This window comes from Aeromonas caviae, assembly GCF_000819785.1.
GTDB classification, from domain to species: domain Bacteria; phylum Pseudomonadota; class Gammaproteobacteria; order Enterobacterales; family Aeromonadaceae; genus Aeromonas; species Aeromonas caviae.
In genome coordinates this window covers 147,940-170,931 of sequence record NZ_CDBK01000088.1, presented here as the reverse complement: position 1 = coordinate 170,931, position 22,992 = coordinate 147,940, and the positions used below count along the sequence as shown (strand labels likewise).

Below are 22,992 nucleotides of genomic sequence, written 5' to 3'. Positions count from 1 at the left end.
CGCGCCAGAGACCGGCAGACCTGTGTCATCGGCCCTGTTCAGGGCTCTCTTCACGCAGCCGCAACACGAAGACCGGCAGCACTACCAGCACCATGATAAAGAAGATGCCGCCTCCCAGCGGCTCGAACAGCACGCCGCAGATCGCCATCAGGGCCGCCACCGTCATGCCAAGGCCCAGGGCCGCATAGAGCGCCTGGGTGGGGATCTGCTGCTCCGCGGGCAACTGGCGGGTCATGAAGCGGATGGCGCCGAGGTGACTGACGCAGAAGGTGACCCCGTGCAGCAGCTGGCCGAGCACCAGCACCGCCAGGTCGGTAGAACTGCCGAGCAGCACCCAGCGCACCACGCAGCCAAGGGCCCCCACCAGAAACAGGGTCTGGGCGCCAAAGCGCTGGAGGAAGCGCTTGTCCGCGGCGAACATGGCGATCTCCGCCACCACTCCCAGAGCCCAGAGATACCCGATCAGGGTGCCGCTGTAGCCGGCGCTTTTCCAGTAGATGGCGCTGAAACCGTAGTAGGCCGCGTGGCTCCCCTGCAGCAGGGCGGTGATGAGCAGGAAGCGGCGCACCGGGGCCGACCTGAGCGTGACGAGCAGCGAGGCCTTGGCCCGCTCCCCTTGCAGCTCCCGAGGGGCGGGTCGCAGCGGCAGCAGGCTGAGCCCCAGCATGATCAGCAGCCCGGCCACCATGGTGTGCAGCACCCAGTCGCTGCCAAAGTTGCCCACCAGGGCCCCCACCAGGGTGGAGGCGACGATAAAGGCAAAGGAGCCGCACAGCCGCACCTTGCCGTAGTCGAGGTGGGTCTGCACCACCATGCGGGTGGCAAGCGCCTCTCCCATGGGCATCAGGGTCGGGTAGATGAAGTTGGCCGCCAGGGTCAGCACCACCAGCCACCAGAGGCTGTGGCCCAGATAGAAACCGAGGAAGGCCAGCAGACTCAGCAGACAGAGCAGCCGGGTGACGGGCAGCAACTGGCCGGCCCCCTTGACTCGCCCCATCACCATCAGGTTGCCGGCAAAGCGGATGGCCATGCCCACCCCCAGCAACAACCCTATCTGTTCAGTACTCACCCCGATGCCTTCCAGCCAGAGCGACCAGAACGGCAGATAGGCGCCATAAACGAAGTAGAAGGCGCCAAAAAACAGGGCTAACCAGGAGAACGCGGGCATAGAGGCTCGGGCTGCATGACAAGGGGCACAAATGATAACCGATTTCGGGACGGGGATCCCCAGGCGGCATGACAGATAAAAACCATAAATATCAATAAAGTTGAACCTTTGTCACATCCCCCTGTCTATTGGGTAACACCGCTTCCTGATGAGTGTTGCAATCCTTCCACCCGCCCCTGGCGGGTTTCTTTTTTGCAGACGCCGACCTTCATGTCAAAAGGGGCCCGAGGGCCCCTTTTCCTTCATGCTGGTCGACGACCATCAGAACACGTACTTGACCCGTGCACTGAGGTTGCGGCCAGGCTCGGTCTGCTTGCTGGTATCCGCGGTGGCGGCAAGGCCGGTGATGCTCTCGTAGCTCACGTACTCCTTGTCAAACAGGTTGAATACCCCCACGTTGAGCTGCAGGTCCTGCACCGGCTTGAACTGGGCATAGAGATCCACCACGCCCCAGCCTGCGCTCTTGATGTTGTCGTTGCCTCGCGCATCCTTGCCCACCTTGTCCATGTCGTCGGCAAAGCGCAATGCGGTGTTGATGTTCCAGTTCGGCTGCTCCAGACGCACCCCGACGCTGCCGTTCAGGGGGCTCAGGCTGTTGATGTAGTTGCCCTCGCCATCCTTGCCCTCGATGTAGGCCAGGTTGCCCCAGACGTTGACCAGCTCGTTCAACCAGTAGTCCGCCTTGGCCTCGGCCCCCTTGGTGGTCGCCTTGTCCAGGTTCTGGTACTGATAGAGGGCGGTACGGCCTTCGGTGCCCACGGCCGTCAGCTCGATGAAGTCGTCGAACTTGTTGTAGAAGGTGGCCACTTCATAGCTGAACCCGCCACGGCTGCCGCGCACCCCCAGATCGATGCCGTCGCTGCTCTCTGGCTTGAGGTTCGGGTTGGGCTCGATGCGATAGCCATACGCCTGGTGGTTCAGGGTGGAGAAGGCGTTGTCATACATGGGCGCCTTGAAGCCGTGGCTGTACTGGGCGAACAGGTTCGCCGCCTCGTGCGCCTTGAACACCAGCCCCAGCTTGGGAGAGAACTCCCCTTCGGAGATCTTCTTCATGTTCTCGCCGGTGTAGGCGGGATCCTCGTCCGGGGTCATCTTGTAGTAGTCGTAACGCACGCCCGGGGTCAGCACCCAACGCTCGCCGAACTTGATCTCGTCAAAGGCCCAGAGCGCACTGCGCTCGCTGGTGGTGGAGGGGAAGCTCAGCTCGTTGTAGCCGACGAAGTCACCCGGAACGGTCGGCCCCTTGAAGCGGGTGCGCTCGTTGTCGGTATGCTCGTATTCCAGGCCCCAGGCCAGACGCTGGCTGGCGAGCGCCTTGTTGAACTTCACCTGGGCGCCCAGGCTCTCCTGCTCGAAACCGTTGTGATCCAGGGAGTTCTTGGTCACATAGGGGTTGCCCGGCATGACCGGATACTTGGACGAAGCGTACTGATCCAGGGTCTGCTTGGCGCGGCTGTAGTAGATCTTGCTGTCCACGCGATCCGCCCAGGGGGCGTTCAGGGCGAGGCCATGATCCAGTATCAGGGAGAGGTTGTCGGTCTCCTTGTCGGTAATGGGCTGGTTGAAGACGGAGCCCGCCTTGGTCAGATCGATGGCATCCGGATCCTGCCCCTCGGTGAAGTAATCCACCGTCAGTTTCAGGAACTGATCATCGGAGAGATTCCACTTGCTCTTGAACAGCACGGCCTGGCTGACGATGTCGAACTCGTTCTTGTCGCCGTCATAATTCTGGGTGACACCGCCATCGCGCCAGGTGTAGCGCAGCAGGTTCTCGACTTCCCCGGTGCGCAGCGCCCCCGTGATGCCGACCATTCTCTGGTGGCTGCTGGAGGCATAACCCGTGGTCGCATCCAGATAGCTGTCGCGGCCCTTGAGGAAGTCGCCAGCATCCTTGGTGGTGATGGCAATGACGCCTCCCAGAGCATCGGAACCGTAAGCAGCAGAGGCCGGCCCTTTGGCCACTTCCACCTGCTTGATCATGTCGGTGTCGAAGTAGGTCTGACCCACGCCGCCATTCTTGTAGGCATCGTTCTGGCGCACACCGTCCTGCACCACCTTGACCCGGTTTTCGCTCATGCCGCGAATGGTGAAGGTCTGGGCATCTCCTGCGCCTCCCTGCACGCTCACCCCGGGCTCATAGCGGAACAGATCGGCGACGTTGCTGACGACCTGCTCTTCAATCTGCTCCGAGGTAATGACAGCGATGGGACCGGAAACATCTTCCAGCTTCTGTTCCATCCGTGAGCCGCTGACGACCATGACTTCATCGGCTTTCTTGTCTGCGGCGAAAGCGGGGGAGATCAGCCCGGCCGCCACGGCGAGGGCTATCAGGGAGGGGGTGTTGTTGTGCGCCACTGCAAAGTCCTTATTGAGAATTATTATCAAGCGGAAGGCATATTACCCCGCCAGAGACAAAGATCAATAATAAAGTGAATCATTCTCATTTCACTTTATCGTCATTCCCCCTTACACTGGCGCCACTTTTTCGCTCGCCATGCCGCCATCCCATGGTGCAGCCTTTTCCCATCCCCTGTTTCGTGAGTGAGTAACCATGATCCGACGACTCCCCCTGCTCGCCCTGCCCCTGCTGCTGGCCGCCTGCGCCACCACGCCGCAGAACACCCCACCCGAGACCCTCTATCACGCTCGGCTCGATACGGCCCAGGGGCATGCACTGACCCTCGAGCAGGCGGTGGCGCGGGTGGCGGATGCCGACATCGTGCTGGTGGGGGAACTTCACACTCACCCGGCCATCCATCTGTTGCAGGCCCGTCTGCTGGCGGGGCTTGACGAGACGTCGCAGGCAGATGGCCGGGCCCTGGTGCTCTCAATGGAGCAGTTCAGCCGCGCCGATCAGCCGGTGCTGGATGCCTACCTGGCCGGACGCATCGGCGAATCGGCCCTCATTCGAGATGGCCATGCCTGGCCCAACTACCAGAGTGATTACCGCCCTCTGGTGGAGTTCGCCAAGGCGCAGCACCTGCCAGTGATCGCCGCCAATGCCCCCAAACCCCTGGTGAGCTGCGTCGGTCAGGAGGGACCGGCCTGGCTCGACAAACTGCCGGCCAATCGCCGCAGCCAGCTTGCCCGCGAGCTGACTCTGGGGGATGACGGCTACCGCCAGAAGTTCATGGCCTCCATGCACCATGGGGATGCGGACGGCAACGCCCGTCGCTTCGCCGCCCAGACCAGCTGGGACGACACCATGGCCGAAAGCATGGTGGATTATCTGGGCAAGCATCCCGGCAGGCGCATCATGCATATCGCAGGCAACTTCCACGTGGAGGGGGGACTCGGGATCGCCAGTCGCATCGCCAGCCGCAATCCGGCACTCAAGGTGGCACTCATCGTGCCGCAAACCGGTGACGAGACAGCCCCCGGGAGAGACGCAGACGTCAGGGTCCACATAGCTCCCCTGCCGGAACGCTGGCTAAATGCAAAGGAAATGAAGCAAGATATGGGCGCACTGCATCAATCCCGAAGCCGTGACTGCAGCCAATGGTTGCAACCCTCAAAATAGCCCAAGGATTTCATATGGATGTGTTACTCGTCATCGACATGCAACAGGGGTTGTTCGATAACCCCCGCCATCAGGATGCCCAGGTCATCGCCAACATCAATCGTCTGGCCGATCGCGTGCGGGGCCAACACGGACGGGTCATCTATGTGCAACACGACGAACCGGGTTCCGAGCTGGAACCTGGCAGTGCGGGCTGGCAATTGCACGCCGATCTGGCCCCGTCTCCCCACGACAGCCGGGTGCGCAAGACCGCCTGTGACAGCTTCCTCGACACCGAGCTCGGCTTCCTGCTGGCAGAGCAGTCGGTAGACAGACTGCTCATCTGCGGCTGTGCCACCGACTTTTGCGTCGATACCACGTTGCGCAGCGCCGCCGCCAGGGGCTTTGACGCCTTTGCGGTGACCGACGCCCATACCACGGCGGACAGGCCGCACCTGAGTGCGGAGCAGATCATCCAGCACCACCACTTCATGTGGCGGCATCTGAGCCTGCCTCAGGGCAGAAGCGTGACCCTGCTCACGACGGATGAGCTGCTGGCCACCATTCAACCCGAGCGGGCGTGTTAAGCTGCCCGTCCTGATGTGAACACCCGATTGGAGTCTTGTGTGCGTCTACTCTCTGCCGTTGCCCTCACGCTGCTGTTACCGGCGCTCACCGCCTGCTCCGGATTGCCGGGGGCGGCCCCCGATGGCCCGGCCCCCCTGTTCCACACCCATATCAGCGACGACGGGAGCAAGCGCTTCACCTTTGAGGCCGCCCCTCTCGACGTCCTGCCAACCCGGTTGCAGGAGGGAGATGACAACCGGCTGAGCCGCCGCGACAAGAGCCTGCTGGAACGCCGGGAAGCCCTGCAGGACGAGCAGCTCACCCAGATGCTGGCCACGCGCAAGTATTGCCGAAGCGGCTATATCGTCCTCAGCCAGACCTCCTGGAAGATCCGCGGGGAATGCAACGAGAGCGCCACCCAGGCCGATCGCGATGCCTTCCCCAACCAGGCAGGCTGGCAAGAGTAACCCGGGACATAACAACAAAATGGGCAGCCCAGGCTGCCCGTTTTCTCATCTCGCTAACTGTCCCCTCAAACGGGTTCATCCGCCGGGCTGGTCAGCTCGGCGCCATTGTCGATGCGTTTGTGCCCTTCCACCAGGTGAACGAAGTCCACCAGTTCGTCGCCGGAGACACGGAACGCCTGACCGAATCCCTTGACGAACAATCCCTGCTCGGGCTTGAGCCTAAACAGCACGAAGTCCTTGAGGTTGGAGAGCCCTTTGACTATCTCGCCGAAGCGCCCTTCCAGCGCCGCAACGGCCTTCTCCCAGCGTGCGTCGTCGCGGGCCACCACCTCGGCGACCGCATCGAAGGTCAGACGCTTGCGGGCAAACAGCTCGCGGGCACCGGTTTCGTCCTCAATCAGCATCAGCGATACCTTGGGCACCTGTTGCAGGTTGCGGGCGTGGCGAGCTATCTCGGAGATGAGCACATAGTATCCATCTTCCTGCAGCACGAAGGGGGCATAGCTGGCATTGGGGTTGCCTTCGCCATCCACAGTGGCGAGCTGCAGGGTACGGCAACCGTCGCGGAACTCGCGGATCTCCGGTTGCAGGCGGTTTTGCAGGCGCTCCTGACGTTCACTCATGCTTTCACTTCCTCTTGATACTGACGGCGCAGGGCCATGAAACGCTCCACCTGCTCAGGCAGCAGTTGACGCTGCTCGTCCCGGCCCAGGTAGATCTTGAAAATGCAGCGGCCACTGTGGCCGAAGAACTGGAAGGAGTGCCCCTCCTTGCCCATGAAGAGCTTGCTGACCAGGGCGATGCCTGCCACGTTGTCGAGCTTGAGGTGGCCGTGCAGCTCCCCGTCCCGCCCCATCAGGTTGTAGTAGCCGCGCGCGTTCTTGCCCTTGGGGAAGGGAGCCTTCACCTCGAAGATGGAGCCATCGGATTCGACGATGGTGGTCACCTGACCCCAACTGGCCAGGTCCGCCAGCAGGGCTTCGGCCTCCCCGGCCGGCACTTGCGCCATCAGGGCGGCAGGCAGATGGCGTACCACCTCCCATTCGCTGACGGCCAGCTCGGTGGCGAGGGTGGACGGGTGGGCGCTGGGGTCTTGCTCCAGCAGCGCGTGAATGCGTTGTGCAATGCTCATCGGTTCTCCCTGGATGATCTGGCGATGGTGCTCGGTGTCGCGGCGGATACTGTAATAAAGCGCCCCAAGTAACGCAATTGATAATCGCTTTCATTCTCAGTGCATTTTGATGGACGACTTGATATTCTCGGCGGCAACCCTATTTCATTCACCCTTCGGAGGTTCGCATGGGCCGTCGTATTGCCCTCACATTCAGCCTGCTCGGCTGTGCCCTTTCCCTCTCTTCCCCATCCGTCATGGCGGGGGAGCGTATCGTCAGCATAGGCCCCGCCACCACGGAACTCATCCTGGCGCTGGGGGGCGAGCAGAGCCTGGTCGCCACCGATGTCAGCAGTCCGGAGCCCAGAGGCGTGCCCAAGGTCGGCTATCACCGCGCCCTCGCCGCCGAAGGGATCCTGAGCCTCTCTCCGACCCTGGTGGTCGGCAGCGACGAGATGGGCCCGAACAGCACGCTTGATCAGTTGCGCCGTGCCAACGTCAAGGTCGAGGTCATGGCCACAGCCCCTACGCTGGCCAACCTCAACGAGCGTATCGACACCCTGGCCCATCTCCTGGGTGACCAGGCGGCAGGGAGCAAGCTCAAGGAGGAGATTGCCGCCCAGAGCGACACCCTGGCGGCGCAGGCGAAGCAGAACAAGCCCCTCAAGGTCGCCTTCCTGCTGTTGCACAAGGGTCAGCCCACCAGCATCGCCGGTGGCAACACCACCGCCAGCGCCCTCGTCACCCTGGCGGGCGGCGTCAATCCGGTGGCTGGGCTCCACGACTACAAGCCCGTTTCCACCGAATCCCTCATCGAGCTGCAACCTGATCTGGTGCTGGTGAGCGGCCGCGACTGGCAGCAGTATCAGGATCCTGACGCCGTTCTGAGCCAGGTGCCCGCCCTGTCAGCCACCCCGGCAGGCAAGAACAAGGCCATCCACGCCATCGACGGACATGCCCTGCAAGGGGGCCTCAGCCTTCGTTCCCTGCAACAGGCGAACCAGATCGCCCAGTGGATCAAGCAGGGTTCCTGATGCGCCTGCCTCTGCCCTGGCTGCTCGCCCTGACCGGCTGCGCGCTGGCGTTGCTGCTGGTCGGGTCCCTCGCGACCGGCCCCATGTCCCTCTCCCTTGGCGAGAGCCTGCGCGCCCTGTTTGCCGGACCACAGAGCGGGATTGAGGCTCACAAATTATTGATCGTGCAGGAGATCCGTCTGCCACGAACCCTGCTCTGCATCGCCGTGGGGGGCATTCTCGGCCTCTGCGGCGCCGTCATGCAGGGACTGTTTCGCAACCCCCTGGCAGACCCCGGCATCATAGGGGTGTCGGGTGGGGCGGCACTCGGCGCGGCCCTGGCCATCGTGCTGCTCGCCCCGTTGGGCTCGCACCTGCAGAGCCTGCTCGGCCTGGGGTTGCTGCCCCTGCTCGCCTTTCTCGGCGGAGCCCTCACCACCACCCTCGTCTATCTGCTGGGTACCCGGGAAGGGGGCACCTCGGTCACCGTGATGCTGCTGGCCGGGGTGGCCATCACGGCGCTCTCCGGTGCCGTCATCGGACTGCTCACCTATCTCGCCGACGATCAGATGCTGCGCAACTTGAGCCTGTGGCAGATGGGCTCCCTGGCGGCAGGCAAGCCGGTCGATGTGACACTGGCGCTGCTGACCCTGGCCGCTTTGCTGCTGCTGTTCATGCGCGATGCCAATCCCCTCAACGCCCTGCTGCTGGGAGAGGGAGAGGCACGGCACCTGGGGGTGAACGTGCAGACGCTGAAGCGTCGCCTCATCCTGCTCACCGCTGCCGGTGTCGGCGTGGCGGTGGCGGTGGCCGGCATGATCGGCTTTGTCGGCCTGGTGGTTCCCCATCTGGTACGGCTGCTGGCCGGACCCAACCATGTCCGCCTGTTGCCGCTGTCTGCCCTGCTGGGGGCTGGCCTGCTGCTGGGGGCCGACATGCTGGCGCGTACCCTGCTCGCACCGGCCGAGCTGCCGGTCGGCATCATCACCGCTCTGCTGGGTGCCCCCTTCTTCATCTGGCTCTTGGTCAAGAGCCGCCGAACCCTGTAACAGGAGATCGCCACCTTGCCCGGATCCCCCTCCCCCCTGCTCAGTTGCCGGGGCCTTCGCCTCAGTCGTGGCAACCGACTTATCCTGGACAGCCTGGATCTCGACCTGCATGCCGGCAGCCTGACCGCCCTGCTCGGCCCCAACGGGGCGGGCAAAAGCTCGCTGCTCAAGTGCCTGACCGGCGAGCTGGAACATGAAGGGGAGATCCACCTGTTCGGCCAGACCCGCAGGGGGTGGGCCGACAACGCTCTGGCCCACCGGGTCGGTGTGCTGCCGCAAAGCTCCTCCTTGAGCTTCCCCTTCCTGTGCGAAGAGGTGGTGGCCATGGGCCGGCTGCCCCACAGCGAGCCTGCCAGCCGGCGCGACGAGATTGTCCGCGCCGCCATGACCCACGCCGGAGTCGACCATCTGGCGAACCGCCTCTATCCCGGCCTCTCCGGCGGGGAGCGTCAACGGGTGCAGTTCGCCCGGGTGCTGGCCCAGATCTGGCAGGCCCCGGAGGAACCGCAGCAAGCGCGGCTGCTGCTGCTGGACGAGCCCACCTCGGCGCTGGATCTCAAATACCAGCACCAGTTGCTCGCCATGGCCCGGGCGCTGGCCGGTCGCAACACCGCCGTGCTGGTGGTGTTGCACGACCTCAATCTGGCAGCCCGCTACGCCGATAGGCTGGTGATGCTGGAGCAGGGCAGGCTGATGGCTGACGGCAGCGCAGGCGAGGTGCTGACCCCGGCGCTCATCGCGCGACTCTACGACTACCCCGCACAGGTGATCCACCACCCCGAGAGCGGCGTCCCCATGGTGGTGTGACCCCCAGGGGCAGATAGCAACAGAGCGCCATCAGGCGCTCTGTCTTTTTTCGGTATCCAGCCCTGGGCTGACCTGCTGGGCAACTCCCCTGGGCACATCAGGCTATCTGGTAGCGCCCCGGCTTGTGATTGAGTGTCAACACTAGGTTACAGATGATGGCTGCCACCACGGAAAGCACCAGCAGCCAGGGGGAGACCACGAAGAAAGAGGCGACCACGATGGCGCAATCCAGCCCCATTTGCAGCTTGCCTGCCCGCACACCCCATCTGTCCTGAATGAAGAGCGCCAGGATGTTGAAGCCCCCCAGGCTCGCCTTGTGGCGGAACATGATGAGCAGCCCCATGCCGATCAGGGTGCCGCCGATCAGCGCCGCATAGACGGGTTCGATCTTGCCGATTTGCAGCACGGCGTTGAGGTGATCCGTCATGAAGGAGACGGTGGCCACGGCGGCAAAGGTATTGAGGGTGAAACGCGGCCCCATTCTGAGCCAGGCCAGGGCATAGAAAGGCAGGTTCATGGCGAAGAACAGCAGGCCGAAGCTGATGCCGGTCACCTGCTGCAGCAGCAGCGCCAGGCCGGCGGTGCCACCGGTGAGCAGGCCGACCTGATGGAACAGGAAGATGCCGAGGGAAACGAAGCCTGCTGCGGTCAGCAAGGCGAGCACATCCTCATATAGTGGATGCGCAGAGCGTGAAGTGTTGTCCATAACCAGGTATCCAGTCGCGAAGCAAGAGAGTATTGGCCGCCCGTCGGGCGGAGCGAGCCCCGTGAACCGGGGCTTCGTTCTGCCGACAGTCTCCATTTTGAGTGAGATGGATCACAAGTCCCGCCCTTCACGCGCCAAAATGGTGCGCGTCATCCAGGCGTTACAATCCTTGCACCAAAATGTCCCACGCTCACCGCCGGCCTGATGCTGAAAAACCTGAAACGGGCCGCTGCCCCTGCGCCCGAATCGTTCTAGAATGAGTCGCTTGTCACTGCCAGCGGAACAACAGCGGATGAGAGTCACCGTATTCGGAATAGGTTATGTCGGGTTGGTTCAGGCCGCCGTACTGGCGGAGATGGGTCACAAGGTGGCCTGCGTGGATGTGGATGCCGACAAGGTCGCGGGCCTGAAAGAGGGGCGCATTCCCCTCTTCGAGCCCGGTCTCGCCCCCCTGGTGCAGCGCAACCATCAGGCCGGTCGCCTGATCTTCACCACAGACCCGGCCCGGGCGGTGGAGTTTGCCGAGCTTATCTTCATCGCGGTCGGAACGCCGCCGGACGAGGACGGGTCCGCCGACCTCCATCAGGTGATGACGGTGGCGGACACCATAGGCCGCCTGATGCAAGGGGGCAAGGTGGTGGTCAACAAGAGCACTGTGCCTGTCGGCACCGCCAGCCGGGTACAGCGACACATTGCGGAGCGCCTCGCCGACCGTGGTCTCGACCTTCCGCTCGACGTGGTTTCCAACCCCGAATTTCTCAAGGAGGGCGCCGCCGTCGCCGACTGCCTGCGGCCGGATCGCATCATCATCGGCACCGACTCCGATCACGCCTTCTCTCTGTTGGAGGAGCTCTACGCCCCCTTCAACCGCAAGCGAGACCGCATCCTGCGGATGGATGCACGCAGCGCCGAACTGACCAAGTACGCCGCCAACGCCATGCTGGCGACCCGCATCTCCTTCATGAACGAGATGGCCACCCTGGCCGAAGCCCTGGGCGCCGACATCGAGGAGGTGCGCAAGGGCATTGGTGCCGATCCGCGCATCGGCCACCACTTCATCTACCCGGGCTGCGGTTATGGCGGATCCTGCTTCCCCAAGGATGTCAGGGCGCTGATCCACACCGCGAAGGAGGCGGGGTGCGAGACCCCCCTGCTGCGCTCGGTGGAGCAGGTCAACGAGGCGCAGAAGCACAGGCTCATGACCCGGCTGCACCACCATTTTGGTGCCAGTCTGTCGGGGCGCACCTTCGCGTTATGGGGACTCGCCTTCAAACCCAATACCGACGACATGCGCGAAGCCCCGAGCAGGGTGCTGATGGAGGCGATCTGGGCGGCAGGAGGCAAGGTGCAGGCGTTCGACCCCGAGGCCATGACCGAGGCCGCCCGCCTCTATGGCCAGCGGGCGGACTTGACCCTGTGCGACACCCAGGAAGCCGCCCTTCAGGGGGCCGATGCCCTGCTCGTCTGCACAGAGTGGCAACAGTTCCGCGCACCGGATTTCGACCTGCTTCGCCAGACCCTGAAGCAGGCCATCATCTTCGACGGCCGCAACCTCTATGATCCGGCCCGTCTGCGCCAGCGCGGTTTCACCTACTATGCCATCGGCCGTGGCGACAGCCTGGCTCATCAGGAGGAGCGATGAAGTACCTCGTCACCGGCGCCGCCGGGTTTATCGGATTTCATGTGGCGCGCAGGCTTTGTGGCGACGGCCATCAGGTGGTGGGGATAGACAACCTCAACGACTACTACGCGGTGAGCCTCAAGGAGGCGCGCCTCGCCCTGCTCACGCCTCTACCCGGCTTTCGCTTCGAGCGCACCGATCTCGCGGACCGCGCGGCCATGGCCTCGCTCTTTGCCCGCGAGCAGTTTGACCGGGTGATCCATCTGGGGGCCCAGGCCGGGGTGCGCTACTCCCTGGACAACCCCTTCGCCTACGCCGACAGCAACCTCACCGGCCACCTTACAGTGCTGGAGGGGTGTCGCCAGACCCGGGTGCAGCATCTGGTCTATGCCTCCTCCAGCTCGGTCTACGGGCTGAACGAACAGATGCCGTTCAAACCGTCCGATGGGGCGGATCATCCCGTCTCCCTCTATGCGGCGAGCAAGAAGGCGGGGGAGCTGATGGCCCACTCCTACTCCCATCTCTACGGCCTGCCCACCACCGGGCTGCGCTTTTTCACCGTCTACGGCCCCTGGGGCCGGCCCGACATGGCCCTGTTCAAGTTCGTGCACGCCATCCTGAACGGCGACCCCATCGACCTCTACAACCAGGGCCAGCTCAGCCGGGATTTCACCCATGTCGACGACATCGTCGAGGGGATAGTGCGCATATCAGACAGCCCCCCCGCGGGCGATGCCCACTGGCAGGGGGCCCCGGATGCCAGCCCGGCCCCCTATCGCCTCTTCAACATCGGCAACGGCAGCCCGGTCAGGCTGCTGGACTTCGTGAATGCCATCGAGTCGGCCCTCGGCAAACGGGCCATCCGCAACATGCTGCCCATGCAGCCCGGCGACGTGCTCGCCACCTGGGCCGACACCCGCTCGCTGTTCGACGCCACGGGCTATCGCCCCCGTATCGGACTCAAGGAAGGGGTCGACAGCTTTGTCCGCTGGTATCGGGACTACTACCGGGTCTGAGCCAAACGAGGTGGCAGGGTCCCCTGGCTCAGACCCTGCGCTCAGGATGAAGGGGTATAGCTGAAGGGCACCATGGTGGGGGAGAGCCCACGACAGGCGGGTTTGAGGGCCTGCGGGCCTGCCAGCAGCCAGTCGGTGCGGTGACGGTTGCCGAGGTTTTCCATCTTCGCGGAGTCAAAACACCTCACCATCAGGTCGGCGCTCCCCAGTACCCAGCGCCCGGGGGCAGCCCCTATCCAGGCGGCAGCTTCCCGGGCCTGCTCCCCGTCTCCCATCAGATAAGGGTAATGTTTCACTGGTTGCAGGCTAAACAGCAGATGTTGCTCTTTGAAGCCCGCCAGCAGCAGTTCATCCCCCACAGGCACCTTCTGCGCCGCCAATGCCATGACTGCCTGAGGGGTGCGCACCTCGTTGAGGCGCACGCTGATCCAGCAGGAGTAGATCAGCCACCCCACTGCCAGGGAGCTGAGAATGGCGGTCAGTGGCGCCCGGCGAAGCCAGGCATTGATCAGCAGCAAGGATCCCCCCAGCACCAGCAGGGGAAGCCAGGGATCCGGCCCCAGTTCCCCCAGACGGCTGGCCACTCTGTCGCTAAATGCCAGCACCAGAGCCCCCACCAGCCCTGCCTCCCCCAGCAGCCAGCCGAGCCCGGCCAGCAGTCGCCCCGGCCAGACCCGGACCAGCAGGGTGCCGATGAAGGGTGCGGTAAGGAGCGCCAGGGCGGGCGTACCGGGTGTGATGTAGACGCCCCGCTTGCCCGGCGAGCAGGAGAAAAACAGCACCACCAGCACCAGATAACCCAGCAGCAGCAGGATACGCCTGTCCTGCGCCCGGATGGCGCGCCGCCAGGCCACCACCAGCCAGGGCAGCAGCAGGGAGAGCGGCAGCCAGAACGGCGGGATCACCGAGGTGATGTAGTACCAGAAGGGTTTGACGTGGTGCCAGGCGCTGGTATAGCGAGTCACCGTCTGGCGCAGCAGTATGTTGTCTCTGTAGGCCAGCAGGAGGGGATCCCCGCTTCGGGTCACGGCCTCCAGCATGGGGACCAGCCAGAGGCCCATCGCCAGGGCCATGGCCAGCGGCCCGAGCAGGGCCTTCAGCCAGGCTGACAAAGGCGCGGCGCGGATTTGTGCCCTGTGGGTCCAGAGCGCGGGAAGCAGCACCAGCAGGGCCAGTACTCCCACCCCCTTGGTGATGACGCCAAGCCCTGCGGCAAACCAGCCGAGCCAGTACCAGCGCCACCCGCCACCGCAGAGGAGGAAGCGCAGAAAACCATAGAGACCGAGGGTGATGAAGAAGGTGACCAGGCCGTCGATCTGCGCCGTCTTGGCCTGCAGGGTAAACTGGACGGTAAAGAGCAGCAGCAAGCCCGCCAGAAATCCCGTCGCCGGATCCCACAGGCGGCGCCCCAGATCCCACACCAGTACCAGGGTCAGCAACCCCGCCAGCAGGGAGGGTAGCAGAAAGGCCACCTTGATGGAGCCAGTCAACACATAACCGATCGCGATCCCCCACATAAATAGCGGCGGCTTGTCCGGATAGAGCTCCCCGCCGCGCATGGGGAAGAGCCACTGGCCGCTCTCCACCATCTCCCGGGCGATCAGGGCGAAGCGCGGCTCGTCCGCCGGCCAGGGATCCCGCAGACCCAGCCCGGCCCCCAGCACCACCAGCGCGATCAGCAGCAACCAGCCAAGGGACGTCTGATTGAGCAGGGTGCGATCACTCACCATGACGGGCCTCCCCGGTCACTGCCTTGTCCCGCCGCCAGCCCCGATGCTGGATATCGAGATAGAGGCTGTAGAGCGCGGTGAAGGTGGGGAAGAGGTTTTGCAGCACGCCGACAGAGTCCTGCTTGGGAGAGAAGGTGAAGTAGCTGAGCGTCATCAGGCTGCCGATCACGCTCATGTACCAGAACAGGCGCGGGATGACGGGTCGTCCCGCCCGCCTGGACGCCAGAAACTGCACCAGCCAGCGTCCGCCGAACATCAGCGCCCCTGTATAGCCGATCAGCTTCCAGCCAGTGACATGCACCCCGGTCCAGTCCAGCCAGTCGATGGGGGCAGACAGCCAGGCGTCCATCACTCCAGCATCTCCCGGATTTCAACCACCTTGGATCGGCGCTGCAACCACCAGACCCCGACCACGTCCACCAGCCCGACCCAGAGCCGGTTCCAGACCCCGTATTTGGAGATGCCCGCCTGGCGTGGCCTGTGGTTGACCGGCCAGGGCGCCATGCGCCCCCCTTGTGCCTGGATCAGCGCGGGGATGTAGCGGTGCATGTGATTGAAGGCGGGCAGTTTCAGATACCAGTCGCGACGCACCACCTTGAGCCCGCAGCCGGTATCCGGAATGCCGTCGCGCAGCAGCAGATCGCGAAAGCCGTTGGCCAGCTTTGAAGAGAGGCGCTTGACCCAGTCGTCACGGCGGTTGACCCGGTGGCCGATGAGGCCCACCTGGTATGGATCGCTCTGGTAGCGGCGCATCGCCTCCTCCAGCATGGCGGGAATGTCGGCGGGATCGTTCTGACCATCGCCGTCGAGTACCACCAGCCAGTCGCCACGCCCGTGGCGCACTCCGCTCAGCACCGCCATGCTCTGGCCCACGGCATGGACATGGCGTAGCACCTTCAGCCTGGTGAAACGCGTCTGCAAATCGCGCAGTACCACATGGCTGTCGTCCACACTGCCATCGTCCACATAGATCAGTTCGTACTCGAACCTGCCCCCAAGGGCGGCATCTATTTCGCCGACAAGCGGGGCCAGATTGTCCCGCTCATCCTTGGCAGGCACCACGACAGAGATATCGACCGATTCGACCATATGCACATCCTGCCCTCATCAGAGGCGCTATCGATTCACCCGGCAGACCCGACGACATTGCATCGATGGCCTGGCTGACATCATGCAAATACAAGGCGTTAGAAAACAACTCTGTCAGCATATTGAACTTCAATTAACAAATCTATCAAAGCAGTCACTGACCCGGGAGCCTGCCGCTCCTCCCCTGCACCAAAAGTTCCATACCGTTTTCATCTCTGCCGCTCACCCACATAACCAGATGTTCCATCTGCTGGCTGGCGTCCCTCCCCGGATCGGGCCTATATGTTGCGGATACCAACGACGAGGTTTCCATGAAAAAACGACTCTGGGGCTGGGGACTCCTGATACTGCTCGCCACCACTTCCCACGCAGATCCCTTTCGTCAGGCCCCCAAGGCCATGAGCGCACTGCGCCAGGGTGCCGCCATGGAACAGGGAAACCCGCGGCAGGCCATCGCCCACTACTGCACCGCCGCCAACCTTGGCAACCCGGAAGCCTATTACCGCATCGGCCGCCTGCTGGCCCGCGGCCCCCAGGGGATCCGCAATGCCCGCAGCGCCAACGCCTACCTGGCCATGGCCATGCGCCTTGGCAACCAGCAAGCCGCCCGTTACTACAACGAGCGGGTCGGCAATGCGCCCCTGGGTACCTGCGGCATTGGAGGCGGTGGCGGAGCCCCCTGGGTGCGCCCCAGTGCCCCCTTCGATCAGGAGCGCTACCTGGCCAGACAGTCACAGGCCAAGCAAAAGCTGGCCGTCATGATCCGCCAGGCCGCCCAGCGTCACAAAGTGGACCCTCAACTCGCCCTGGCCATCGCCATCGCCGAATCCAATCTGAACAGTACCGCCGTCTCCCCCAAGCAGGCGCAGGGCGTCATGCAGCTCATTCCCGAAACCCAGGCCCGCTTCGGCGTGACCCGGCCGTTCGATGCCCAGCAGAACATCCGTGGTGCCATGATCTACCTGAAGTGGCTGGAGAAGCAGTTCGGTCCGGACTGGGTGAGGATCAGCGCCGCCTACAACGCCGGGGAGCAAGCCGTGCTGCGCCACGGCGGTGTGCCTCCCTATCAGGAAACCCAGGAGTATGTGCAGCGGGTGCTCTACTACTCGGGGCAGGATCCTGACAAACCTGCCCGTCGCAGCTCACCGCGCTGAGCTTGCCCGGTTGCCCCTCTTCCCTCGCGCCTGTCGACCGTCCCGGCCTGCGGCGCCCGGCTTTGCCGCCCCTCTCCCATTGGTTTACAATCGACGGGTTTTTTGGAACCGGGTTGACGACCCGTCGACCCGGCCCCACCACGACATCAGTTTGTTAATGCCAAGACATTAAACTGCTGAAAGGAAGAGAATTAGCCAATGGCTCAATTTATTTACACGATGAACCATTGAGGCAGAACGAAAGCTAGATAGAGCTACCAAGAGCCGCATAAAGCTGGCTAATTCATAATCTTAGGCTCACTCCCCATCAGCTAACCTCGGCTTTCCACAGCTCTTTTCGTGGCCCCATTTTGGCCCCAAACCCATCAGTTCTGTATTTTTTGGCCCCAGGATGGCCCCATTTTTTTAGGCCTTTTGCTGGAGATGATGGCTCCAATTACCATGAGATACAGCACTGTTAGATCTGACAGTTGCCAAGATGGAAAGAGGGGGGAAGTGTGCCGTGAGTGAATGGCTCATTGATTTACCTGAGGCAGGAATGGCCACATTGCGTGGCCATTGTCACATCAGCGGGTGAGGTCTTCTATCTGGGTCACCTTGCCATTGATGATGGTCACGGCCTGAGGGATGTCACTTTCGCGGGCCTGATAGGTCCAACGTTCCCCAATCTTCGGGGCATCCAGAAGGCGTTCATCAATGATGTCCTCTTTCATCTGCGGTTGACCGCACTTCTTCTGCACGTTGAAAGATGAATCTCCCTCACTGATGAGCGCGTTCTTACAACGCATTGCTCCTGCATGAGATGTCAGTGGCACAAGAGCAATCACACACAACAGCATCCATTGTTTCATAGCCATTCCTTGTCAGAGGTGTATTGGTCAATTTCAGGCATCAATTGTAGTCCGACCTCAAAGACATGGACTCAAACTTCCATCTCAAATGTTGGTAGATCAGGGGCCCATCCTGCCATCTCACTACTTCGGTAAAACGCCTTCTGGCCGATGGCCACCCCTCCCCCCTCGCACGATCACCACGTCCCCGCCCGTGTAGCCCGCCGCGAAAAATGCGAAATTCTTACGGGGAAAATGACTATCGACTGGAGCATGGTATTTATCATTCTCGGCGATGCAGATTCCGCCGAGAATGAAAGATGCTATTGGCAGATGAATGCTTGAGTTTCTTGACGGGTTCGGCCACTTGGCGGCGTCACAAGATTGACCTGTGCATTACCTGAGATACAGAGGCTGATGACATGTTCATCTTCATCATCGATATCCCGAGTACCATCCGGGCTGAAAGTGCTAGAGGTGATGCTGTTGGTTGCTGTCAGTGAGCTGGGGAAATCTGCACTTCTTACCAAAACCTGCTCTCCATTGTTCAAGACGTCATTTGCATTGTCGTCAATGAACACCAAGAAATGCGAGGGGTCTGCCGTTACGCAATTGTCGTTGGCATCAGCCAAACACGCAGTCACTACCGTCTGATTGTCAATTGCTTGGCTACGAGCGAATATCATGTTTTTCAGTATGTTACGGGACTCGAAATGCAGAGCGTTTCCGCTGAGCAAGCTGGATAAAGCCGGGGCCCCAATACCGAGTAAAATGACGCCCAAACTGACCGCTATCATCAGTTCAAGCAATGTGAATCCTTTCACATTCTTCATAGCGATATCCTCCTTGAACAAATAAAGCCTAACCACTGATTGCCATATCGCCAGAAAAAGCCAACGTTTAACAGGGGTTTAAACCTCGATTTCATAGGTTGGTAAATCAGGTGCGGGCCCAATGATGGCGCCTCCCTGATAAAACGCCTTCTGGCCGATGGCCACACCTCCCCCACGCACAATCACCACGCCCCCGCCCGGGGTCTCAAGCGTGGTACTGGTACCCGTCGTTGCGGTGACGGTACCGACCAGCAACGGGTCGGCACCGGGTATCAGCTCCCGGAACTGCTTGAACAGGTTCATACAAATCGCTCCACACTCAGTTGCTGGCGCACCGTCATGGCCTTGTTCTGTAGCTCAGCAGAGACCCTGACGCCCCGGTTGTATCCCTTCCAGCCATCCACCGCGAGCAACGCCCCGGGCAGAATAAGCCCCGTATCGGCAGACAACGGCAGCTGGATGGTCTGGGTGCGCTTCGGCATGGTCTTGGCCAGCCCCACCACACCCTGGGCGCGGGCCGCCACCACATCGCACACCAGCGGGTGGGTGATGGCCAAAGCCTGCCGCTCCCCTGCTGTGCCTTGGCGCAGCACCCGGGCATTGATGCCCTGATGGCCACCGCTGACATAGATGCCGTTTGCCGGCTGCCCCGGCTGGAAGTCGCTGCCCAGCGTCGTAATGATGGCGCGGGGGATGGCCACGTCGGCCAGCGCCCCATCAAGCTGCCAGGGCACGGTCGGATAGCGCGGCTTGATGACCAGGTGCCGATCGCACTGGTGCGGCAACACGAACCCACCTGCCGCCTCGGCCAGGTACTTGATCGCCTCGATGGGAGTCTGGCTATCGAGGCTGAAGAAGCCGCCAGGTACCAGCCAATCCGGCGCCTGCCAGTCCAGGGTCCAGCCGAACGGCAGCAGCGCCTCTGCGAGCTGGGCCATGGTCGCAGCACCGATCTCGCTCACTGCCTGGGGTAAGACATGGGTCGGTGACAAATAGGCGGTGCGAGAGCGCCCGGTGAGGGTCGCCGACTCTCGGGCGAAACTCTGGCTTGATTGCCAACCATCGCACACACAATCCCACTGCTGGCCGTTGACGAAGATGCTTACCTCCTCCTCGTCCGTCATCTCGGCTGCCGCGATGCGGGGGATCTGGGCCGTGAACTGCCAGGCCCAGGAGTCGGTGTCGAGCTCGATGCTCAGCGAGGTGGCGGGAATGTCGAGCCCGTCCCTGACTCGCACTATCTGTGCTGCGTTGCTCACCAGGTAAACCCTCCGGGTTGGAATAACGATGTGGGCTTGCCCGAACCAGACAAACTCCAGGGAGGCATCCCCCCGGGGGCGGCCGAACACCAGCTTGCGGCTGCGCTTGTCCGGGCGCTCCGGGGTGATGGGGGGCTTGGGGGGCGGCGTGATGCCCCAGGGGGGCTGTATCGCCTCGTCCCACCCATCCCGCCAGCTTTTGCGAAGAGGCAGGCCCCACTGCCAGCGCTGGCCGGTCAGGGTGAACCCCAGCCCGATACCCTGGGACCAGCCGCCCTGCCACTCGTTGTCCAGGCGCGGCAGGTCACGATAACCGCTCACCTGCCAGCACCCCGCCCTGGTGGCCTCACGCCACGGCGAGCGCGGAGTGACATCGCAGCGCGGAAGGCTGGTAAAGCCGGTGCCGTGGGTCGTGCCCAGTGCCGGGCCTTCTTCAAAGCGATCCTGCACCAGGTTATCGCAGCGCGGCATCGGGGCCGCGACACCCACCAGGGTGCTCTCCAGCACCGTGCCCTCTTGCCAGGACTGCTGATGGTGCGCCTGGGCCACCCCGGGCCGCTCCCAGTGGCTGGTGACGCTGGTCACTACATCCTGGGCTTGCTGCCATTGCCCCCGGCTGGTGTGGCTCGGCCCCCTAAACACGTTGATGTCATAGCCCGCCTCAATCTGGTTGAGCGCGGCCCGCGCCGTCACAGCCAACGTCGCATCGATCACCACGCTGGCGGTGATGTCCGTGACCGTGGCAGGGGCCGTGCTGGCCAGGGTAGCCGGATGGATGGGCGTGATCGTGACATCTGTCAGCAGTGCCTGCCCCTGCCCCTGCAAGACGGCAGGCAGCACCAGCCCGGGGGAGCTGGCGAAGGTGGGCGGCAGACAGGTGCCCTGCAGCACGGCCACATAGCGCACCACCATGGCCGGGTTCAGCTCCAGGGCAGCGGACGACTTGCGGGCCTTCTGCAGCTCCAGGCGGGCGTCGGTTCTGGCCATGCTGACCTCTTGGCTCACGCAGAGCGGTTAGGGTTCGGTGAAGGTGGCATTGTTGATGCGCACCAAGGCGCCCGCATACAGCTCGTTGGCCGGGATCTCGATGTCGGCCCCGCTGCCCGGTGGCCCCACATCCAGGTCTGCGATAAAGACCCCATCGCGGTTGGCCAACCGCCCCCACGCCTGGACTCCGTTGCCGGTGACCATCTTCTCGGCAAGCGGCTTGAGGGTCAGCACCCCGCCCGTCACGCTCTGGGCGCAGGGGTGGGTAAACTGCATGGTGACCAGCAGCACCTGACTGGTGACGGCGGCCCCCGGGGCGGGCCGTGGCCCGGTGTAAATGGTGAGGGTCGCCGGCCCCGCACTGCCTGAGTCGATGGCCGTGGCCAGCAGATCGGCGCGAGCGGTGCGCAACGTATCGGAGTAGGTGAACATATCAACCTCCTGACAGGCCGACCCCCTCACCGGGGGCGTAGGGGGTGGGGAGCTGGTAGTCGGCCGCCACGGCGTTGTAATCGGCCGGGCCGAACGCCGGATCGTCCTGGGCGACCAGCATGTAACGTTGGGCCAGCCAAAGACTGTCGAACCGATATTTGCCATCTCCTTCCCGGCTCATGGTTTCGGCGATCAGATCCCCCGACTGGGTGAAGCAGAGCACACGGCGAGCGACCCCTTCACCGTTGATGGTGACGGTGCTCTCGATGTAGCCCATGGCGCGGGAACGGCCATATTGTGTCACCATCATCAAGGCATCGTAAGCCCCCAGACCAGGTTGGCAGGTCAGCGGCAGATGCCGAGTTTCAAGCAGGGGAAATGCCTCGGTCGGGGTTTCCTGATTGCCCCACACCAGCCCAGGACCAATGACAGCGAACGGATAGAGCGGGTCCATCGCTACCTCCAGGGACCGGTAATATCAAACCCCACCAAGGTGGCGAGGAATGAGGTGTTGATATTGGCGTTATAACTGGCCCGGATAAAGCGCACCCCTTTCCCTCCCAGCAACGGCAGCGAGCTGAACGTCTTGCTGTCGTAGTCGGAAATGTCGCCGTAGGGGTTGATGAGCCCAGGCAATGAACCGCGCAGGGTATTGCCGTTTTCCAACACCATGGTGGGTTCCTTGGCCAGATAAAAACCGTTGTCGGCGGGGTTGGGCACAGCAAAGCCACTCCCCATCCTTGAGAAGATACCCAGAGTTTGCCAGCTCATGGCGCCAAAAAGCTGGCTATGCGGCCTGGCCAGGGTGCGCTGACCCGTTGCACCATGAGTGAGGAAGTCATTAAAGGCGTTACAGGGGGCGTAATTCGCAGGAATCGACCAACTCATACCACTGGTGGCACCGATGGCATTCGGGATCCCCCCAAGCACCGCGTGATAGCGATCCCCCGGTCTGACCGAATTGATATACCCCGCAGGGAGGCAAGCACGGCCGTTTCTCGCCGTGAACGCAGGGATAAAATAAAAAAACAGGTTATCCCCGATAAAATCCCAGCGACCATCAGAGTAACGTTTGGTAGCCGGCCAAGCCTGCATACTGATTTGGGTGTAGGTCGTCAGATCCTGCACATCCTCCACCATGCTGACTTTGGCAAAATAGTAGTTGAGGGTGCCATTTGTCCACCCGCTGAATGCCGTGTTGTCGATGTGGTAGCACACCGGGTACTGATCCACCGACTCCGGGCTGCGGATGATCATGGTCTGTCCATCAGCGCTTTCCGCCAGCAGCGTCCATCCCAACCCCGGGATCTTGATGCTGATGGTGCCGGTGGCGCTGCTGCCCGGGTTGCCGCCGTCCAGCTCAAACCACACCTTGGTCGCATTCACCTGTTTGACCCGGTGCTCGCCGTTGTAGGCGGCCGGGCTGGCGCCACTGATAGCGATCACCGATTCAGGCAGGTAGCTGTGCCCGCTGTCGATGGTGGCCACCGCGCACCCCATGGCGGCATCCCATGCCAGGCTGCTGACCGTCAGATTGCCAAACCCCGTGATGAGACACGCCTTGAGCAGAGCGGCCAAGGCGCCGGGAGCGGTATCCCCCAGACTCGGGGCCCCCTGCATTGCATTGCTGTACCATTTCACCGGAAACGCCATG

At 62.8% G+C, this 22,992-nt stretch carries 24 protein-coding genes; 9 read left to right on the top strand and 15 right to left on the bottom strand.

The annotated features are described in order from the left end of the window. Window positions 1–25: 25 nt before the first annotated feature. Window positions 26–1,168 carry a 3-phenylpropionate MFS transporter gene (locus tag BN1120_RS15685; RefSeq protein WP_010673233.1) on the bottom strand — a complete coding sequence of 381 codons (1,143 nt, stop codon included), beginning with the start codon at window positions 1,166–1,168 and terminating at the stop codon, window positions 26–28. Between the two features lie 261 nt (window positions 1,169–1,429). Beyond that, window positions 1,430–3,523, bottom strand: coding sequence for a TonB-dependent hemoglobin/transferrin/lactoferrin family receptor (locus BN1120_RS15680; RefSeq protein ID WP_042016798.1), 2,094 nt, complete (start codon window positions 3,521–3,523; stop codon window positions 1,430–1,432). A gap of 196 nt (window positions 3,524–3,719) precedes the next feature. Here BN1120_RS15680 and BN1120_RS15675 point away from each other — a divergent pair, with 196 nt between their 5' ends. The 3 genes from BN1120_RS15675 to BN1120_RS15665 are packed head-to-tail and all read left to right on the top strand — an operon-like array spanning window position 3,720 to window position 5,701. Next, window positions 3,720–4,688, top strand: coding sequence for a ChaN family lipoprotein (locus BN1120_RS15675; protein ID WP_042016797.1), 969 nt, complete (start codon window positions 3,720–3,722; stop codon window positions 4,686–4,688). 14 nt (window positions 4,689–4,702) lie between these two features. Beyond that, a complete protein-coding gene (locus tag BN1120_RS15670; RefSeq protein ID WP_039040040.1) occupies window positions 4,703–5,254 on the top strand; it encodes a cysteine hydrolase family protein in 552 nt (183 codons plus the stop codon). A gap of 39 nt (window positions 5,255–5,293) precedes the next feature. Next, window positions 5,294–5,701 carry a hypothetical protein gene (locus BN1120_RS15665; RefSeq protein ID WP_041211184.1) on the top strand — a complete coding sequence of 136 codons (408 nt, stop codon included), beginning with the start codon at window positions 5,294–5,296 and terminating at the stop codon, window positions 5,699–5,701. A 65-nt stretch (window positions 5,702–5,766) separates the two neighbouring features. Here BN1120_RS15665 and hutZ read toward each other — a convergent pair whose 3' ends face one another. After that, window positions 5,767–6,324: a heme utilization protein HutZ gene (gene hutZ / locus BN1120_RS15660; RefSeq protein ID WP_010673228.1), complete on the bottom strand. Its 558-nt coding sequence runs from the start codon at window positions 6,322–6,324 to the stop codon at window positions 5,767–5,769. After that, window positions 6,321–6,833, bottom strand: a complete 513-nt coding sequence (gene hutX / locus BN1120_RS15655; RefSeq protein ID WP_042016794.1) for a heme utilization cystosolic carrier protein HutX — start codon at window positions 6,831–6,833, stop codon at window positions 6,321–6,323. The genes hutZ and hutX overlap by 4 nt, the downstream gene beginning before the upstream one ends. A 167-nt stretch (window positions 6,834–7,000) precedes the next feature. Here hutX and BN1120_RS15650 point away from each other — a divergent pair, with 167 nt between their 5' ends. Genes BN1120_RS15650 through BN1120_RS15640 form a run of 3 tightly spaced genes read left to right on the top strand, consistent with a single transcriptional unit; the run spans window position 7,001 to window position 9,681 of the window. After that, window positions 7,001–7,846: a heme/hemin ABC transporter substrate-binding protein gene (locus BN1120_RS15650; RefSeq protein WP_042016793.1), complete on the top strand. Its 846-nt coding sequence runs from the start codon at window positions 7,001–7,003 to the stop codon at window positions 7,844–7,846. Further along, entirely contained in the window at window positions 7,843–8,874 is a 1,032-nt protein-coding gene (locus BN1120_RS15645; RefSeq protein ID WP_039040072.1) for a FecCD family ABC transporter permease, read from the top strand. Before BN1120_RS15650 ends, BN1120_RS15645 begins: the two co-directional genes overlap by 4 nt. Before the next feature lie 15 nt (window positions 8,875–8,889). Continuing rightward, window positions 8,890–9,681, top strand: coding sequence for a heme ABC transporter ATP-binding protein (locus BN1120_RS15640; RefSeq protein ID WP_042016790.1), 792 nt, complete (start codon window positions 8,890–8,892; stop codon window positions 9,679–9,681). A 97-nt stretch (window positions 9,682–9,778) separates the two neighbouring features. On the opposite strand, the gene BN1120_RS15635 is transcribed toward BN1120_RS15640, so the two are convergent. Next, window positions 9,779–10,387 (bottom strand): YitT family protein, encoded by a 609-nt coding sequence (locus tag BN1120_RS15635; RefSeq protein WP_010673223.1) that lies wholly within the window; start codon window positions 10,385–10,387, stop codon window positions 9,779–9,781. A 292-nt stretch (window positions 10,388–10,679) separates the two neighbouring features. Between BN1120_RS15635 and BN1120_RS15630 the strand changes: the two genes are divergently transcribed. Continuing rightward, entirely contained in the window at window positions 10,680–12,029 is a 1,350-nt protein-coding gene (locus BN1120_RS15630) for a UDP-glucose dehydrogenase family protein (RefSeq protein WP_042016788.1), read from the top strand. After that, window positions 12,026–13,024, top strand: a complete 999-nt coding sequence (locus tag BN1120_RS15625) for an NAD-dependent epimerase (RefSeq protein WP_039040035.1) — start codon at window positions 12,026–12,028, stop codon at window positions 13,022–13,024. Before BN1120_RS15630 ends, BN1120_RS15625 begins: the two co-directional genes overlap by 4 nt. A 41-nt stretch (window positions 13,025–13,065) precedes the next feature. Here BN1120_RS15625 and BN1120_RS15620 read toward each other — a convergent pair whose 3' ends face one another. From BN1120_RS15620 to BN1120_RS15610, 3 genes are read right to left on the bottom strand one after another with little or no spacing between them, the layout of a single operon-like run. Next, window positions 13,066–14,754, bottom strand: coding sequence for an ArnT family glycosyltransferase (locus tag BN1120_RS15620; protein ID WP_042016787.1), 1,689 nt, complete (start codon window positions 14,752–14,754; stop codon window positions 13,066–13,068). Next, window positions 14,744–15,103, bottom strand: coding sequence for a lipid-A-disaccharide synthase N-terminal domain-containing protein (locus BN1120_RS15615; protein WP_039040033.1), 360 nt, complete (start codon window positions 15,101–15,103; stop codon window positions 14,744–14,746). The genes BN1120_RS15620 and BN1120_RS15615 overlap by 11 nt, the downstream gene beginning before the upstream one ends. After that, window positions 15,103–15,843 (bottom strand): glycosyltransferase family 2 protein, encoded by a 741-nt coding sequence (locus BN1120_RS15610; RefSeq protein WP_042016786.1) that lies wholly within the window; start codon window positions 15,841–15,843, stop codon window positions 15,103–15,105. The genes BN1120_RS15615 and BN1120_RS15610 overlap by 1 nt, the downstream gene beginning before the upstream one ends. A gap of 311 nt (window positions 15,844–16,154) precedes the next feature. Between BN1120_RS15610 and BN1120_RS15605 the strand changes: the two genes are divergently transcribed. Beyond that, window positions 16,155–16,997 carry a lytic transglycosylase domain-containing protein gene (locus BN1120_RS15605; protein ID WP_042016785.1) on the top strand — a complete coding sequence of 281 codons (843 nt, stop codon included), beginning with the start codon at window positions 16,155–16,157 and terminating at the stop codon, window positions 16,995–16,997. A gap of 566 nt (window positions 16,998–17,563) precedes the next feature. Here BN1120_RS15605 and BN1120_RS15600 read toward each other — a convergent pair. The 7 genes from BN1120_RS15600 to BN1120_RS15565 form a co-directional block, all read right to left on the bottom strand. Continuing rightward, the gene (locus BN1120_RS15600) at window positions 17,564–17,848 is read right to left on the bottom strand and encodes a DUF2845 domain-containing protein (RefSeq protein ID WP_158654933.1); all 285 of its coding nucleotides are present in this window, start codon (window positions 17,846–17,848) and stop codon (window positions 17,564–17,566) included. A gap of 302 nt (window positions 17,849–18,150) precedes the next feature. Continuing rightward, complete coding sequence (locus BN1120_RS15595) at window positions 18,151–18,660, bottom strand: GspH/FimT family pseudopilin (RefSeq protein ID WP_042016783.1); 510 nt, start codon at window positions 18,658–18,660, stop codon at window positions 18,151–18,153. 78 nt (window positions 18,661–18,738) lie between these two features. Next, window positions 18,739–18,963 (bottom strand): hypothetical protein, encoded by a 225-nt coding sequence (locus tag BN1120_RS15590; RefSeq protein ID WP_042016781.1) that lies wholly within the window; start codon window positions 18,961–18,963, stop codon window positions 18,739–18,741. Next, window positions 18,960–20,906: a hypothetical protein gene (locus BN1120_RS15585; protein ID WP_042016779.1), complete on the bottom strand. Its 1,947-nt coding sequence runs from the start codon at window positions 20,904–20,906 to the stop codon at window positions 18,960–18,962. The genes BN1120_RS15590 and BN1120_RS15585 overlap by 4 nt, the downstream gene beginning before the upstream one ends. 27 nt (window positions 20,907–20,933) lie before the next feature. After that, window positions 20,934–21,338 carry a hypothetical protein gene (locus tag BN1120_RS20445; RefSeq protein WP_052455426.1) on the bottom strand — a complete coding sequence of 135 codons (405 nt, stop codon included), beginning with the start codon at window positions 21,336–21,338 and terminating at the stop codon, window positions 20,934–20,936. Between the two features lies 1 nt (window position 21,339). Further along, window positions 21,340–21,792, bottom strand: a complete 453-nt coding sequence (locus BN1120_RS21785) for a hypothetical protein (protein WP_042016778.1) — start codon at window positions 21,790–21,792, stop codon at window positions 21,340–21,342. A gap of 2 nt (window positions 21,793–21,794) precedes the next feature. Beyond that, window positions 21,795–22,991, bottom strand: a complete 1,197-nt coding sequence (locus BN1120_RS15565) for a hypothetical protein (protein ID WP_042016777.1) — start codon at window positions 22,989–22,991, stop codon at window positions 21,795–21,797. Window position 22,992 lies beyond the last annotated feature (1 nt).

What these genes read in the sequence shown, in the direction of transcription:
- BN1120_RS15565 (WP_042016777.1), bottom strand. Translation starts at nt 22,991, where the DNA reads ATGGCGTTTCCGGTGAAATGGTACAGCAATGCAATGCAGGGGGCCCCG.
- BN1120_RS15600 (WP_158654933.1), bottom strand. Translation starts at nt 17,848, where the DNA reads ATGAAACAATGGATGCTGTTGTGTGTGATTGCTCTTGTGCCACTGACA.
- BN1120_RS15630 (WP_042016788.1), top strand. Translation starts at nt 10,680, where the DNA reads ATGAGAGTCACCGTATTCGGAATAGGTTATGTCGGGTTGGTTCAGGCC.
- BN1120_RS15670 (WP_039040040.1), top strand. Translation starts at nt 4,703, where the DNA reads ATGGATGTGTTACTCGTCATCGACATGCAACAGGGGTTGTTCGATAAC.
- BN1120_RS15685 (WP_010673233.1), bottom strand. Translation starts at nt 1,168, where the DNA reads ATGCCCGCGTTCTCCTGGTTAGCCCTGTTTTTTGGCGCCTTCTACTTC.
- BN1120_RS15590 (WP_042016781.1), bottom strand. Translation starts at nt 18,963, where the DNA reads ATGAACCTGTTCAAGCAGTTCCGGGAGCTGATACCCGGTGCCGACCCG.
- BN1120_RS15650 (WP_042016793.1), top strand. Translation starts at nt 7,001, where the DNA reads ATGGGCCGTCGTATTGCCCTCACATTCAGCCTGCTCGGCTGTGCCCTT.
- BN1120_RS15615 (WP_039040033.1), bottom strand. Translation starts at nt 15,103, where the DNA reads ATGGACGCCTGGCTGTCTGCCCCCATCGACTGGCTGGACTGGACCGGG.
- hutZ (WP_010673228.1), bottom strand. Translation starts at nt 6,324, where the DNA reads ATGAGTGAACGTCAGGAGCGCCTGCAAAACCGCCTGCAACCGGAGATC.
- BN1120_RS15610 (WP_042016786.1), bottom strand. Translation starts at nt 15,843, where the DNA reads ATGGTCGAATCGGTCGATATCTCTGTCGTGGTGCCTGCCAAGGATGAG.
- BN1120_RS15635 (WP_010673223.1), bottom strand. Translation starts at nt 10,387, where the DNA reads ATGGACAACACTTCACGCTCTGCGCATCCACTATATGAGGATGTGCTC.
- BN1120_RS15675 (WP_042016797.1), top strand. Translation starts at nt 3,720, where the DNA reads ATGATCCGACGACTCCCCCTGCTCGCCCTGCCCCTGCTGCTGGCCGCC.
- BN1120_RS15605 (WP_042016785.1), top strand. Translation starts at nt 16,155, where the DNA reads ATGAAAAAACGACTCTGGGGCTGGGGACTCCTGATACTGCTCGCCACC.
- hutX (WP_042016794.1), bottom strand. Translation starts at nt 6,833, where the DNA reads ATGAGCATTGCACAACGCATTCACGCGCTGCTGGAGCAAGACCCCAGC.
- BN1120_RS20445 (WP_052455426.1), bottom strand. Translation starts at nt 21,338, where the DNA reads ATGTTCACCTACTCCGATACGTTGCGCACCGCTCGCGCCGATCTGCTG.
- BN1120_RS21785 (WP_042016778.1), bottom strand. Translation starts at nt 21,792, where the DNA reads ATGGACCCGCTCTATCCGTTCGCTGTCATTGGTCCTGGGCTGGTGTGG.
- BN1120_RS15620 (WP_042016787.1), bottom strand. Translation starts at nt 14,754, where the DNA reads ATGGTGAGTGATCGCACCCTGCTCAATCAGACGTCCCTTGGCTGGTTG.
- BN1120_RS15625 (WP_039040035.1), top strand. Translation starts at nt 12,026, where the DNA reads ATGAAGTACCTCGTCACCGGCGCCGCCGGGTTTATCGGATTTCATGTG.
- BN1120_RS15585 (WP_042016779.1), bottom strand. Translation starts at nt 20,906, where the DNA reads ATGGCCAGAACCGACGCCCGCCTGGAGCTGCAGAAGGCCCGCAAGTCG.
- BN1120_RS15595 (WP_042016783.1), bottom strand. Translation starts at nt 18,660, where the DNA reads ATGAAGAATGTGAAAGGATTCACATTGCTTGAACTGATGATAGCGGTC.